The organism is Synechococcus sp. BO 8801 (assembly GCF_002252675.1).
Lineage (GTDB): Bacteria > Cyanobacteriota > Cyanobacteriia > PCC-6307 > Cyanobiaceae > Cyanobium.
The window spans coordinates 30,595-43,833 of record NZ_NQKY01000016.1 but is presented as its reverse complement, the minus strand read 5'-3'; the positions used below and the strand labels follow the sequence as shown (position 1 = coordinate 43,833).

Here is a 13,239-nt window from a genome sequence, read left to right as displayed (position 1 = left end):
CGCCTCCATGCACTGGGATCGCGGCTACTACTCGCAATCCACCTACACCTGCGGCACCTACCGGGAACTGGCCCCCAACTGGCTGGATTTCGCCTCCCTCGTCAAGGGCCACACGCCGCCGCGGCCGCAGGACGGCAGCCCGTTCTCCTACCTCGAGCTCGGCAGCGGCATGGGTTTCGGCCTCGCCCTGCTGGCGGCCAACTACCCCGAAGGATCGTTCGTCGGCGTCGATTTCCACCCCGAGCACATCAGCCATTCCGAGTGGCTCGTGGCCCAGCTGGGCCTCACCAACATCCACTTTCTCGAGGCCGATTTCGTGGCCCTGCAGCGGGATCCCTCGCCGCTCGGCTGGCTGCCCGGGCACACCGGCCCGTACCACTACGTCACCGCCCACGGCATCGCCACCTGGATCGGCGAGTCGGTGCAGGAGGCCCTGCTGAAGCTGGCGTCCCTGGCCCTGAGGCCCGGGGGGCTGTTCTACTGCTCCTACAACACCCATCCGGGCTGGCTGGCCCGCTCGGCCTTCCAGAAGCTCTACGCCCTCGAATCGGGCCGCAGCGACCCCAGCCAACCGCTGGCGACGATCCACCGAACCGTCGCCAGCCTGCGGCGGCTGATCGGAACGGCGGACGCGCCCACGCCCCTGGGCAGCGCCTTCCCTTCCCTGGATGGGGAGCTGGCCTGGATCAGCCAGGACAATCCCGACTACCTCTGCGGTGAGTACGGCTGCGAAGGCTGGCAGCCCCTCTATGTGGCCGACATGCACCGGCGCTGCAGCCGCCACAAGCTGCGCCATCTCGGCAGCGCCACCCTGCCGGAACTGTTCGACGAGCTGCTGGCCCCCTCCCTGAAGGAGGCGGTGCTCGAGGAGGAGAACCCCCTGATCCGCCAGACCCTGATCGATCTGGCGACCAACAAGGCCTTCCGCCGCGACCTGTTCGTCAAGGGGGCCCTCCCCCTCACCCGTCTTCAGGCCGAGGAGCGGCTGGCGGCGCTGGCGGTGCAGAGGCTGGAGGGTCCGCCGGCGGCTGCCGCCGAGGACAAGGACGACGACCCCTATCTGTTCACCACCACCTTCGGGCAGGTGGTCGGCGATCCCAAGGTCTACGGACCGATCGAAGCCGCGGTTCACGACGGGCCGCGCACCCTGGCCGAGCTGGTGGCCCTCAGCGACAAGACACCCGAGGGGGTGTTGCTGATCGCGGCCATGCTGCTCCACGTCAGCCGGATCGGCCTCGATCGCGGCGACGCCGGGGAGGCGGCGGCCCCCGAGGCCCAGCGCGTCAACGCCGCCCTGTTCCAGCTGATCGAACAGGGCCGCTCCTACGGCTCCCTGCTGCTGCCCCGCCTGGGGGCGGTGACCTCCATCTCCCCGGTGGAGGTGCTGATCCACCGGGCCCTCTCGGACGGCCTGGAGGGGCCGATGCTGGGAACCTGCGTGTTGCTGGGTCTGCAGCAGATGGGCGTGCAGCTGCTGGAGGCCGACAAGACGGTCGTCGAGGACCCCCAGGCCCAGATGCGCTCGATCGAACGCATCACCGCCGACTTCATCGCCCTGCGGCTGCCCCAGCTGCGGCGGCTGGGGGCCCTGCCGGCGTGAGGGCCTCGGCCCCGAAGTAGGGCACCAGCGCCCCGGGCAGCCTGACGCTGCCGTCCGGCTGCTGGCCCGCCTCCAGCAGGGCGGCCATGGTGCGGCCCACGGCCAGGCCGCTGCCGTTGAGGGTGTGGAGCAGGCGGGTGGTCTTGCCGTCGCGGAAGCGGATCGAGGCCCGCCGGGCCTGGAAATCACCGCAGGTGCTGCAACTGGAGATCTCCCGGTAGGTGCCGGCGCCCGCCAGCCACACCTCCAGGTCGTAGGTGCGGGCGGCGGAGAAGCCCAGATCGCCGGTGCACAGCTCCAGGCGCCGGTAGGGCAGCTCCAGGGCCTCCAGAATCGCTTCGGCATCCAAGGTGAGCTGCTCATGGGCCGCCTCGGAGTCCTCCGGGGCCACGAACCAGTAGAGCTCCACCTTGTTGAACTGGTGCAGGCGGATCAGGCCTCGGGTGTCGCGGCCGTAGGAGCCGGCCTCGCGGCGGAAACAGGGGGTGTAGGCGGCGTACTTCAGCGGCAGCTGCTCGGCGCCCAGCACCTCGCCGCGATGCAGGGACGTGACCGGCACCTCGGCGGTGGGGGTGAGCCAGAGGTCGTCGTCGGCGCAGCGGAAGCTCTCCTCGGCGAACTTGGGCAGCTGGCCGGAGCCGGTGAGGCTGGCGGTGTTCACCAGCACCGGCGGCAGCACCTCGGTGTAGCCCCGCTGGCCGTGGCGATCGAGCATGAAGCTGATCAACGCCCGCTCCAGCCGGGCGCCCTGGCCCAGCAGGGTGACGAAACGGCTCTGGGCGATGCGCACCGAGCGCTCGGTGTCGACGATGCCGAGCCGTTCGGCGATCTGCCAGTGCTCCTGCAGCTCCTCGCCCCCGGCGGCGACGCGCGGCGAGCCCCAGCGCTTCACCTCCACGTTGTCGGCCTCGCTGCGGCCGCTGGGGCAGAGGGGCGAGGGTAGGTTGGGCAGCACCATCAGCTGCTCCAGCAGCTGCGTCTCAATCCCCTTCTCCTGCTCCTCCAGCTCCCCCACCTGGCGCTTGATGCGGTTGCCCTGCTCCCGCAGCTCCTTCACCTCCTCCCCGCCCGGGGCGGCGCCGGCCCGGATCCGCTCGCCCACCTCCTTGCCGATGCGGTTGCCCTCCGCCTGCAGCTCACTGCGCCGCTGCTCCAGGTCGCGGGCCTCCAGGGCCAGCTGGCGCAGGCCTGAGAGGTCGGTGGCCATGCCGCGCCGCGCCAGGGGGCCGGTGATCAGCGTCGGGTCGTTGCGCAGCAGGCGCTGATCCAGCACGGGAGGGCCAATCGTCTTGGGGGCAGCCTACGGACCGGCGTCCCAGGTGGACACCGGCCCTACAGTTGGCGGACCTTCTGACCACCTGACCATGCGATCTGTTGGTCTGGCTGAAGCGAAAGCGCAGCTCTCCGCCCTTCTGGATGCGGTCGAGATGGGCGACGAGGTGGTGATCACCCGCCGCGGCCAGCCTGTGGCCCGGCTGGTGCGGGAAAGTCCTGCCCCAGAGGAGGAAGGTCCGCTGTCTTGGCCGGAGCGGCTGCGGCGGTTCCACGACCACCAGCCCCCCTTTGCGGGGAACGCGGTGGCCCTCGTCGATGAGCTGCGGCGGGATCGGGGATGACGCCCCGACGCCGGGACCCGATGGTGGGGACCTATGTCGACACCTGCGTGTTGCTGTCGCTTTTCCTGAACGACACCGGTTTCCCTGCGGCGGAGCAGTGGTTTCTCAGCCAGGGCAATGCGCCCCTCTGGATCAGCCACTGGGTGCTGGTGGAGTTCGCCGCCGTCGTGGCCCTCTGCGTACGCCGGGGTGACCTCACCGAAGACCGTGCCGGGGCCGTTCACGCCGAATTCGAGTGTTTCCGCCGCGAGCGCCTGCGATTGCTGGAACCGCGGGGAACCGATTTCCTGCAGGCCAGGCAGTGGTTGCAGGAGCTGGGGAGCCTGCCGCTGCGCGGCGGGGATGCCCTCCACCTGGCCATCGCCAGCCGGGAGGTGTTGGTCCTCGCCACAGCCGACCAGGCGCTGATCAGGGTCGCCGCCGCCCTGGGCCTGAGCCACCACGCGATCAGCCCTGACCCTTAGCTCTACGGACCGGAGGTTCCTTCGATCACCTGGCGATCGCAGCGGCTGTAGGCCTTGGCGGCGGTGGGCAGCAGATCCATGCCGTTGCGGATCTCCGGGGGCAGCAGCCGTTCCAGCTCCGCCACCGCCGCGTCGTAGGCCTGCTGGGCTTCGCGGTACTCCTCGCTGCCGGGGGCGTGGTGCTTCTGGGCCACCATCCAGGGCTTGGCGGCGTTGGTCAGCCGGGCCGAAGCGGCCTGCACATCCTCCTGGTGCACCCGGCAGTAGCGGTAGCGATCGATGGGCGCCGGGGCCGGCGGCGCCACCACCGCCGGCGGCTGTACGGAAGGAGCCGGTGGTTTGTCGTGGTCCCGGAGCGCGGCGGCCAGGCAGTCGGCGTTGCGACGCAGGGCCTCCTCGGGGGTGGCGGCGCTCTCGGCCTCACCGCGGCAGGCGGCCCGCTGGCTCTCGCTCACCTCCACCGTGGGCCGCCGGCACCCCGGCAGCAGCAGCAGCAGCGGCAGCAGCAGGAACGGCAGCAGGAGCGCCGGCCGCGGGGCCGGGGGGCGGGCACGCATGGGGGCGGCGGTCAGGGGAAGCTGGAGGTGCGGGAGCGACTGGAGCTCGACAGTCCAGTGAACGACGCCCCCAGCCCGTCGCTGAGGGCCAGGGTGTAGGCCGGTTCGCGGCTGTTGTTGAGGGTGGGCGCGAAGGCGTCGACGTTGGTGAGCAGCACCGAGGAGACGTTGGCCGTGCCACCGGTGAGGTTGAGGGTGCCGTTGTCGTTGATGGGCGGGCCCGTCCGGGTCATGGTCCGGGTGCCGCCGTTGTAGGCGTAGGTGATCGTCTGTCCCCCCGCCAGGGTGAGGGTGAGGGACGTGCCGGGGACGGCCGTGGCCGAGGCCGATTCGGTGATCTCGCTGTCCAGCAGGTGGTTGATGCGGCCCCAGTGGTCCTGCAGCCGCCGCAGCGATTCCTGCTGGGAGGACACCCGGATCTGGGTCACCATCACGTTGCTGCCGGTGGCGAAGATCACGCCCATGATCACGGAGGTGATCAGCAGTTCGACCATGGTGAAGCCCCGGTGCCGGGGGCGCCGCCGTTGGTGCTGAAGGTGGGAGCTGGGGTGGTTCATGGCGTCAGAGGGTGCCTCCGTAGCTGCTGTCCGGGCAGGTGCCGCCGCTGGAATTGCTGGCGCCCACACTGATCAGGCCGAGGCCTTCGGAGATGCGCACACAGCGCATCGGCCCGCCGCTGCCCGCCAGGGAGATCTGGATCACCACCGGGGCGTTGAGCTGGGCGTCGGCGGCCGCGCCATTGACCGTGCCGCGGGGCGTGAACTTGAAGCTGGTGGCGCCGCCCGGGGCGATCGTGTAGGTGGAGGAGCCGAGGGTTTCGCTGATCTGCATCGGCTGGCCGGTGAGGCAGTTGTTGGCGATGGTCGGGTTGGCGATGGCCGTGCCGGCGATCAGCTCCGAGGCGCTGGCGAGGATGGCGCCGCCTGTGAGGTTGCCGCCGCTGATGGTCACCTGGCAGGCATTGCCCTTCAGGGAGGTGCGCCGCACCCCCTCCAGCCAGCCCGCCAGTTCGGTGGCCACCGCATTGACCCGCTCGCGCCGCCATTCATTGCCGGAGGCGGCGAGGCCGACGGCGGCGAGGATGCCCACGATCACCACCACCACGGTGGTTTCGATCATGGTGAAGCCGGCGTTGGAGGGGTGTTTTTTCATCAGGGGCACCAGGCGACGGTGGTGGGCACGAGCGTGACCCGGCGCAGCAGTTCGCCGCTGCTGCTGTTCGTGTAGGTGATCGTGTAGCGGTGAAGGTTGCGCACCACGTTGGTGCCGAATTCCGTGACGGTCTGCTGCCCCTGGTTGGCGGCGTCGATGCTGTAGGTGATGCCGGCCGCCGTGAGGGTCGAGGGAGTGGCGCCGATGTCGGCCACCAGCTGGGTGATCAGGCTGGTGGAGTTGCACAGGGCCTCGAAGAGCTGGCCGGCGCTGCTGTTGCCGTTGGCGGCCGTGGAGGTGGGCGGCGGGAAGAAATCGTTCTTGGCGAGCTCCACAGTGCCCAGGCTGGTGCAGGTGCCGGTGCTGCAGGTGTAGCGATCGTTGAGCCGCCGCACCCGGGCCAGATCGGTGTCCACCAGGGCCTGCTGGCGGTAGCGCGTCTCCGCCGCCGCCGAGGAGCGGTTGGACTCCACGAACAGCACCGAAGTGCCGGTGAGGGCCAGCACCAGCAGCACCGACGACACCATCAGTTCCACCAGGGAGAAGCCACCGGCGCCGCGGCTGCGGCGGGGCGGGGGAAGGGGGGGTGGATGGAAGGCAGTGGGATGGAAAGCTTTCACGGTGGCTCAGGAGTAGGTGAGACGTCTGACGGCCCTGGTGACGTAATCGATTGCAAAGGACTCATAGAGGGAATCGTCGCCGCCGCAGAACTTCATCAGCCCGCAGACGCTCTCCAGATCGCTCGGGGAGATCGTGACGCTGATGTTGCCGTTGGCCCGGAAGTCGTTGGTCCAGATCACCCCCTTGAAGTCCGGGGTGCCGCCCATCTCGATGTTGCCGAGGGGGAAGTACAGGAACATGCTCTGGGAGGCGCCGTTGCCGTTGCCGAGATCCAGGTATTGGGCCCCGCAGGGGGCGGGCGCCCCGGGGCGGCAGCCGAACAGGGCCAGGTCGGCGGCGCGGGGGGCGCCCTGGGTGCTGGTGGAGCAGGTGATGGCGCCGGCATCGGAGTCGCACTGGAAGATGCCGGAGGAGCCGTTCCCCCGGGTGACGCTCTTCTGGCCACTGGTGGAGGCGTTGGGGAAGTGCAGCCGCACCGGGATCGTGCTGGCGGCGGTGCTGCCGCTGGTGTCGAAGAACAGTTCGACGTTGTTGCCGGTGCTGAGGCGGTTGAGGCTGCAGGAGATGGTCTGGAACGTGCCGGGGGGTGAGGCGCCGCCGTTCTCGTCCTCGCGGGTGCAGAGCGTGTTCCAGGGGGCGGGCCAGCTGGCGAAGTTGCGGCTGGCCAGGGTCAGGTCGCTGGTCACGCTCACGTTGCAGCTGGCCGGGGGCGAGGTGCTGCGGCAGGTGGCGTTGGCGGTGGGCAGCGGTGGCGGCAGGTTGACGTCGACCACGTTGACGCTGGTGTGGGCCAGGCCGTCCACGCAGCCCCCGGCAAAGGAGGCAATGCAGGTGACCGGATCAACGTTGAGGTTGTAGGCGCCGCCGGAGATCACCAGATCGCCGGTGTTGTCGTCGGCGGCACCGGCCACGAAGCCGAAGCCCGGGGCCAGGCTGCAGCGGCGGATGTCGTTGCCGAAGCTGTTCCCCAGGCCGCGCAGGCTGCGGTCGAGGCACTTGGGCACCACCTCCAGGGTCTGCTGCAGGGTGCTGGCGGCCACGACGGAGCCGCCGCGCAGGGCGAAGCCGCGCACGGTGAGGGTGAGCTCGCCGGCGGTGGGGGGCACGGCGGCGAGCCCGGTCATGGGGTTGGCCAGGGTGCCCTGGCGCACGCTGGCGGCGGTGGCGGCGGAGCAGTCCACATCCACCAGCCGCCAGCGCTGCTGGGAGCCGTCGCCGACGTTGATCGTCTGGGCGGTGGGGAGGGCGCCGGCGGTGGGGAAGGTGGCGCCCACGTTGGCGAAGGCCCGGCCATCCGGCACCTTGACGGCGTTGTTGACGGCGATGGCGGCGGGCGTGGATGTCTCGAGCAGGCAGGCGTTGACCAGCAGCTGGCGGTTGCGGTGGCGGTTCAGCTCACTCACCACCGCCGTCATGCCGATGTCGGCCGCGGCCCGGGCATCCCGGGCCTGGCTCTGGTAGGCCGAGGCCAGCTCCGCCATAGAGGAACGCTTCGCCACGGCCAGCCCCCCCAGGAGCACGGCCATGATGATCAGGAAGCAGGCGACCATGAAGCCCCTGGCATCGCGGGGCCTGCGGGAGTCCGCCAGCGTCAGCAGCAGCAGCCGGCCAGTCATCGCTCCAGGCCTCCTTCGACGTGGACAGGAACCCCATTCGCCGCAGCACTTCTGCTGCCCCTTCAACGTACCCCCGGATCACCCGGAGGGATTGAGAACCGTGACGTAATCGGCTGGGGGCATCGGAAGAGAACGCTGACAATCGGCCATGAAAAAAGCCCCCCGGATGGGGGGCGGTTCCGGGTTCATTCCGGCAGGGTTCAGAGCACCTGCACCACCTCGTTCACTTCGGGGATCGCCTCGCGCAGCTTGCGCTCGATGCCCATCTTCAGGGTCATGGTGCTGCTGGGGCAGGAACCGCAGGCGCCCTGCAGCCGCACCTTCACCACCGGGCCGTCGATCTCGACGATCTCCACGTTGCCGCCATCGGCCATCAGGTAGGGGCGCAGCTCGTCGAGCACCCGTTCCACGTTCTCGATCGTCAGGGCGCGGGGGTCGCTCTCCACGGCGGGCGCCATGGTGCCGGCGTCGGCGGTCTCGGGGCTTGCGGTGTCGGTGGTCATGGCTCGGTTACGCACTGAAACGAGCTTAGGCGCCGTCTCTGTGGGGCCGACGAACCCTGCGCGAGATGGCAGGCCCCGGTTCCTGAGGCATCCTGCGCTCACTGCATCGCATCGCCGGGATGGACCCCACCCCCGCCTATCCCACCGAGAAGACCTACGAGGCTTTCCTGCACCGGGAGCTTTCAGTGACCTGGCTCGTGCTGGCCACGCTGATGGGCGGTCGCCACCGGCTTGACCCCGGCCTGATCGGCAGAGGCTTCCAGTACCTCGATTTCGGTTGCGGCCACGGGCTGAACCTTCTGTTCAACGCCGCCGCCCACCCCGAGGCCAGCTTCTACGGGGTGGATATGAATCCGACCCACATCGCCGCTGCCACCACCCGGGCCGAGCAGCTGGGCCTCGGCAACGTGCATTTCGCCCTGGCGGATCTGACGGCCTTCGTGGGCGGCCTGCCCGGCAGAGGCCCCTGCCGGAGCTGGCCCGAGTCCTACGACGTCGTGGTCGCCCACGGGGTGGCGAGCTGGGTGGGGGCGGAGGTGAGAACGGCTCTGATCGCCGCGGCGAGCGAACTGCTGCGGCCCGGTGGGATCTTCTACTGCTCCTACAACACCTACCCGGGCTGGCTGTCGCGCAGCACTCTGCAGATGCTGAGCGTGGAGGAATCGCTGCGGGCGGGGGGCAGCACCACCCTGTCCGGTATTCAGAAGGCGGCGGCGACGCTGAGCCGACTCACCGGCACGGAGGACCAGGACTGGCCCCTCGGCCAGGAACTGCCGGGACTCAGGACCCTGGCCGCCCGGCTGGAGCCGATGCCGGAGGGCTATCTGGTGGGGGAATTCCAAGCGGCCCACCAACCGCTGTATGTGGGCCCGATGCACCGGCTCTGCGGCGCCCATGGCCTCACCTACATCGGTTCGGCCACCTTGCCGGAGATGTTTCCGGAGCTGCTGGATCCCCAGAGGGGCTCCCAGGTGATGGAGGCGGTCGATCTGCCGATGCGTGAGGTTCTGCAGGATCTGGCCATCAATCAGACGTTCCGGCGCGATCTGTTCGCCAAGGGCCCCTGCCCCCCCGCTCGGCAATGGCGCCGCCAGGCCATGACAGATCTGCTGCTCCATCTGGGTGCCGCAGCGGACGATGACGCCGATGCGTTCCCCACGAGCCTCGGTCTGATGGCCATCGAGCCCGAGTTCATGCAGGCCTTGAAGGGCGCCCTCGCTGATGGTCCCCAGAGCGTGGGGTGGATCCTGGATCAATCCGCACTGGAGCCAAAGGACCTCCTGATGCGGCTCGCGGTGCTGATCGGTGCGGGCGTGATCGGCGCGAGCTTCCGCCGTGAAAACGGGGCTGATGGGCTGAAGCGCTCCATCGATGGGTTCAATCAGCGCTGCCTCGACCAGATCACGGCGGGCGAGGAGATCGGTGCCCTGCTCTCGCCTGTCCTGCACCAGCCGGTCACCATCAGCCCGCTGGAGTCGTTCTTCCTGCAGGTCGCCGATTCGGGCCTGCCTCCGGAAGGGGTGGCCCAGATGGTGTGGATGGGCATCACCATGGCGGGGGGCAGTGTGAAGGATCCCGAGGGGCAACCGATCGAGGACCCTGACGTGGCCCTGGGCCAGCTCCAGGAGTTCTGGGACTCCTTCGCCTCAGGGCGCCTGCCGGTGCTGCGGCGCCTCGGCATCGGCGCCTGATCGCCGCCGAGGGCCCCCGGGGGCTCTGCCTAGGATCGGACCCTTGTTCCCTTCGCGGCTGAGCCTCCGGGCGCCCATGACCGACGTTCCCGCCCAGCGGATCCGTAACTTCTGCATCATCGCCCACATCGACCACGGGAAATCGACCCTGGCCGACCGCCTGCTGCAGGACACCGGCACCGTGGCCGCCCGGGACATGCAGGCCCAGTTCCTCGACAACATGGAGCTGGAGCGGGAGCGGGGCATCACGATCAAGCTCCAGGCCGCCCGCATGGAGTACAAGGCCGCCGACGGCCAGACCTACATCCTCAACCTGATCGACACGCCGGGCCACGTCGATTTCTCCTACGAGGTGAGCCGCAGCCTGCTGGCCTGCGAGGGCGCCCTGCTGGTGGTGGATGCCAGCCAGGGGGTGGAGGCCCAGACCCTGGCCAACGTGTACCTGGCGCTGGAGAACGATCTGGAGATCATCCCGGTGCTCAACAAGATCGACCTGCCCGGGGCCGATCCCGATCGGATCAAGGCGGAGATCGAAGCGATCATCGGCCTCGATACCTCCACGGCCATCAACTGCTCCGCCAAGACCGGCCTGGGGGTGCCGGAGATCCTGCAGGCGGTGGTGGATCGGGTGCCGGCGCCGCCGGACCAGGCCGATGAACCGCTGCGGGCCCTGATCTTCGACTCCTACTACGACCCCTACCGGGGCGTGATCGTCTACTTCCGGGTGATCAGCGGCGTGATCGCCCGCAAGGACAAGGTGCTGCTGATGGCCAGCGGCAAGGTGGTGGAACTCGACGAGGTGGGGGTGATGGCGCCGGACCAGCGCCAGGTGGACAGCCTCCACGCCGGTGAGGTGGGCTACCTGGCCGCCTCGATCAAGGCGGTGGCCGATGCCCGCGTCGGCGACACCATCACCCTGGCGGCTAACCCGGCGAGTGAACCGCTGCCCGGCTACGCCGAGGCCACGCCGATGGTGTTCTGCGGCCTGTTCCCCACCGATGCCGACCAGTACCCCGACCTGCGGGAGGCCCTCGACAAGCTGCAGCTCTCCGATGCGGCGCTGCAGTACGAGCCGGAGACCAGCAGCGCCATGGGCTTCGGCTTCCGCTGCGGCTTCCTGGGCCTGCTGCACATGGAGATCGTGCAGGAGCGGCTGGAGCGTGAATACGACCTCGACCTGATCGTCACCGCGCCCTCGGTGATCTACCAGGTGAACATGATCGACGGCAGCACCATGATGGTGGACAATCCCGCCACCCTCCCCGATCCCCAGAAGCGGGAATCGATCGAGGAGCCCTATGTGAAGCTGGAGATCTACACCCCCAATGTGTACAACGGCGCCCTGATGGAGCTGTGCCAGGAGCGCCGCGGCGAGTTCATCGACATGAAATACATCACCACCGACCGGGTGACGCTGCACTACGAGATGCCGCTGGCGGAAGTGGTGACCGACTTCTTCGATCAGATGAAGAGTCGCACCAAGGGCTACGCCTCGATGGAGTACAGCCTGATCGGCTATCGCAAAAATGAGCTGGTGCGCCTTGACGTGCTGATCAACGGCGAGAAGGCCGATCCCCTCACCACCATCGTGCACCGTGACAAGGCCTACAACGTGGGCAAGAGCCTGGTGGAGAAGCTCAAGGAACTGATCCCTCGGCAGCAGTTCAAAATTCCGATCCAGGCCTCGATCGGCAGCCGCATCATCGCCAGCGAGAGCATCAGCGCCATCCGCAAGGACGTGCTGGCGAAGTGCTACGGCGGTGACATCTCCCGTAAGAAGAAGCTGCTCAAGAAGCAGGCCAAGGGCAAGAAGCGCATGAAGGCCATGGGCCGGGTGGAGGTGCCCCAGGAGGCCTTCATGGCGGTGCTGAAGCTGAATCAGTGAGCCGGCTCTGAAGCGGCGGGCCGGGCCTGAATCGGAAGGCTCCGCGCCCTTTCGTGCAGCGGTTGGTCTCACCCTTTTGCAGCGCCAATCAGATTCTGTACAGGATGTACAGATCTGGACATCATGCTGGCCGCGCCTCAATGTCCCCCAGCCGATCGCGCGATTCCGCCCTGCCCGCAACCATCCGCACCTAATCCGTCGAGCGGCGCCGGTGGTGATGGACGGGCCCGGTGGCGTCGGTGCGGAAGAACAGGTTCGGGGTGAGGCCCACCCGCCGCATCTGGCGCCGGCCGCGGAGCTGCATTACCACCAGCCCGGCGCCGGTGACCCCCTGCAGCAACAGGGTGGTGATCAGGCGCACGGGGTTGAGCAGGTGCTGCTGCAGCGGTGTGACGGGGGCGAGCTGCCGCTGGCTGAACAGGGTGGCGGCGTCATGGATGGTGACCGCCGGCAGCAGCAGCAGCAGGATCAGCCCCAGGGGCAGCAGGGTGCGGTGCAGCGCTCCGGTCCAGGGTTGTTCGCGGGGGTGGCGCCGATGGCCGCCGCCGATGAGATAGAGGCCGAAGCCCACCGGCAGCAGCGGCAGGGCGGGGGAGAGGCCGATCAGGCCGTTGAGCCGGCCGGCGGGAGCCTCGACGCTGGCGAAGCTGCCCGCCAGCAGCAGGGTGCTCAGCTCCAGCACCAGCAGCAGCAGCCCCACCAGCCGCAGCTGGCCCAGGGAATAGTCCAGCTGGTGGCGATTGACGATGCTGTCGACCTCATCGCGGGTGTCCCTGTGCCGGCGATCGTTCATGGGGCGCTGGTGCGTCATTCCCATGGCAACACTGACAGGCGAAGCCCGGATCAGGGATTTTCAAGCCAGATCTGAAACTCTGCCGGCGTCAGGATCAACAAGGGGAGCAAGGGGTTCCTCAGGGCGAGGAGATCGGCATCGCCGCTGACGAGGACCGGCACGTCAGCCGCCAGGGCCAGGTCGAGAAACACCTGACCTTTCGGGTCGCGAACCTGGATCTGACAAGGCTTGAGGGAGCCGGCATGGGTTTCACACCACGGCAGCACATCCGCCAGCAGCCGATCAACGTCGGCCCGCGTGAGCCGAAACTTGGGGCAGGCGAGCACACGGATCAGTTCGCGGGCTGAGGATTCGCTCAGCACAGGCGTGATGGCGGCTGTCTGCCAGGTCCGGCGCAGCCAGGCCAGGCGGCCGTTCTCAAACAACAGCGCCGAGACCAGCACATTCGTGTTGTGAACAACGCGGATCGTCACGCCTGGCGGGACCATGCCACCGCGGCGGCCACATCCTCTTCCGTGATTCCCAGCTCCTCCAGGCGGGATCGAACCTGTGAGGCCGCATTCGGGTGGACAGGGGTGAGCACGATGCGACCGTTCTCGGTCGCCACGTCGTAGTAGTCAGCGATCCCCACGGCCTCCACCACGGCCTTGGGCAAGGTGAGCTGGTTCTTGCTGGTGCGCTTGGCCAGGACCATGAACGCCGCCGGCTTTGTCCGGAATCAAGGATTCCTTACTTTCGGCC

The 13,239-nt window shown here is 68.6% G+C and carries 15 protein-coding genes; 5 read left to right on the top strand and 10 right to left on the bottom strand.

Features of this window, described 5'->3' with window-relative positions; translation table 11 throughout:
* The first annotated feature begins 7 nt into the window (after nucleotides 1–7).
* Complete coding sequence (locus tag CJZ86_RS11860) at nucleotides 8–1,600, top strand: class I SAM-dependent methyltransferase (RefSeq protein ID WP_094586145.1); 1,593 nt, start codon at nucleotides 8–10, stop codon at nucleotides 1,598–1,600.
* Here CJZ86_RS11860 and serS read toward each other — a convergent pair.
* Nucleotides 1,548–2,873, bottom strand: coding sequence for a serine--tRNA ligase (gene serS, locus CJZ86_RS11855; protein ID WP_094586144.1), 1,326 nt, complete (start codon nucleotides 2,871–2,873; stop codon nucleotides 1,548–1,550). The genes CJZ86_RS11860 and serS overlap by 53 nt on opposite strands.
* Before the next feature lie 91 nt (nucleotides 2,874–2,964).
* On the opposite strand from serS, the gene CJZ86_RS11850 reads away from it, so the two are divergent.
* Both CJZ86_RS11850 and CJZ86_RS11845 read left to right on the top strand, forming a co-directional pair.
* Entirely contained in the window at nucleotides 2,965–3,216 is a 252-nt protein-coding gene (locus CJZ86_RS11850; RefSeq protein WP_094586143.1) for a type II toxin-antitoxin system Phd/YefM family antitoxin, read from the top strand.
* On the top strand, nucleotides 3,213–3,680 hold the full coding sequence (locus CJZ86_RS11845) for a type II toxin-antitoxin system VapC family toxin (RefSeq protein ID WP_094586142.1): 468 nt from the start codon (nucleotides 3,213–3,215) through the stop codon (nucleotides 3,678–3,680). The genes CJZ86_RS11850 and CJZ86_RS11845 overlap by 4 nt, the downstream gene beginning before the upstream one ends.
* A 2-nt stretch (nucleotides 3,681–3,682) precedes the next feature.
* Here the strand turns inward: CJZ86_RS11845 and CJZ86_RS11840 are convergent, their stop codons facing one another.
* The 6 genes from CJZ86_RS11840 to CJZ86_RS11815 all read right to left on the bottom strand — a co-directional run bounded on the left by CJZ86_RS11840 (nucleotide 3,683) and on the right by CJZ86_RS11815 (nucleotide 8,084).
* Nucleotides 3,683–4,237 carry a hypothetical protein gene (locus CJZ86_RS11840; protein ID WP_094586141.1) on the bottom strand — a complete coding sequence of 185 codons (555 nt, stop codon included), beginning with the start codon at nucleotides 4,235–4,237 and terminating at the stop codon, nucleotides 3,683–3,685.
* 11 nt (nucleotides 4,238–4,248) lie between these two features.
* Nucleotides 4,249–4,794 carry a PulJ/GspJ family protein gene (locus CJZ86_RS11835; protein ID WP_094586140.1) on the bottom strand — a complete coding sequence of 182 codons (546 nt, stop codon included), beginning with the start codon at nucleotides 4,792–4,794 and terminating at the stop codon, nucleotides 4,249–4,251.
* A gap of 4 nt (nucleotides 4,795–4,798) precedes the next feature.
* On the bottom strand, nucleotides 4,799–5,389 hold the full coding sequence (locus CJZ86_RS11830; protein WP_143594144.1) for a pilus assembly FimT family protein: 591 nt from the start codon (nucleotides 5,387–5,389) through the stop codon (nucleotides 4,799–4,801).
* The gene (locus tag CJZ86_RS11825; protein ID WP_094586138.1) at nucleotides 5,389–6,009 is read right to left on the bottom strand and encodes a type IV pilus modification PilV family protein; all 621 of its coding nucleotides are present in this window, start codon (nucleotides 6,007–6,009) and stop codon (nucleotides 5,389–5,391) included. The genes CJZ86_RS11830 and CJZ86_RS11825 overlap by 1 nt, the downstream gene beginning before the upstream one ends.
* A gap of 6 nt (nucleotides 6,010–6,015) precedes the next feature.
* Entirely contained in the window at nucleotides 6,016–7,626 is a 1,611-nt protein-coding gene (locus tag CJZ86_RS11820) for a hypothetical protein (protein WP_094586137.1), read from the bottom strand.
* A 200-nt stretch (nucleotides 7,627–7,826) separates the two neighbouring features.
* Complete coding sequence (locus CJZ86_RS11815; protein WP_261351723.1) at nucleotides 7,827–8,084, bottom strand: NifU family protein; 258 nt, start codon at nucleotides 8,082–8,084, stop codon at nucleotides 7,827–7,829.
* A 164-nt stretch (nucleotides 8,085–8,248) separates the two neighbouring features.
* On the opposite strand from CJZ86_RS11815, the gene CJZ86_RS11810 reads away from it, so the two are divergent.
* Together CJZ86_RS11810 and lepA are read left to right on the top strand one after the other, a co-directional pair.
* A complete protein-coding gene (locus CJZ86_RS11810; RefSeq protein ID WP_094586136.1) occupies nucleotides 8,249–9,820 on the top strand; it encodes a class I SAM-dependent methyltransferase in 1,572 nt (523 codons plus the stop codon).
* Between the two features lie 76 nt (nucleotides 9,821–9,896).
* On the top strand, nucleotides 9,897–11,705 hold the full coding sequence (gene lepA, locus CJZ86_RS11805) for a translation elongation factor 4 (protein WP_094586135.1): 1,809 nt from the start codon (nucleotides 9,897–9,899) through the stop codon (nucleotides 11,703–11,705).
* 190 nt (nucleotides 11,706–11,895) lie between these two features.
* Here lepA and CJZ86_RS16990 read toward each other — a convergent pair whose 3' ends face one another.
* The 3 genes from CJZ86_RS16990 to CJZ86_RS11790 are packed head-to-tail and all read right to left on the bottom strand — an operon-like array spanning nucleotide 11,896 to nucleotide 13,192.
* Complete coding sequence (locus CJZ86_RS16990) at nucleotides 11,896–12,498, bottom strand: hypothetical protein (protein ID WP_158219555.1); 603 nt, start codon at nucleotides 12,496–12,498, stop codon at nucleotides 11,896–11,898.
* 50 nt (nucleotides 12,499–12,548) lie between these two features.
* Nucleotides 12,549–12,971 (bottom strand): putative toxin-antitoxin system toxin component, PIN family, encoded by a 423-nt coding sequence (locus CJZ86_RS11795; protein WP_198960129.1) that lies wholly within the window; start codon nucleotides 12,969–12,971, stop codon nucleotides 12,549–12,551.
* Nucleotides 12,968–13,192: an AbrB/MazE/SpoVT family DNA-binding domain-containing protein gene (locus tag CJZ86_RS11790; protein WP_094586133.1), complete on the bottom strand. Its 225-nt coding sequence runs from the start codon at nucleotides 13,190–13,192 to the stop codon at nucleotides 12,968–12,970. Before CJZ86_RS11790 ends, CJZ86_RS11795 begins: the two co-directional genes overlap by 4 nt.
* Between the last annotated feature and the right edge of the window lie 47 nt (nucleotides 13,193–13,239).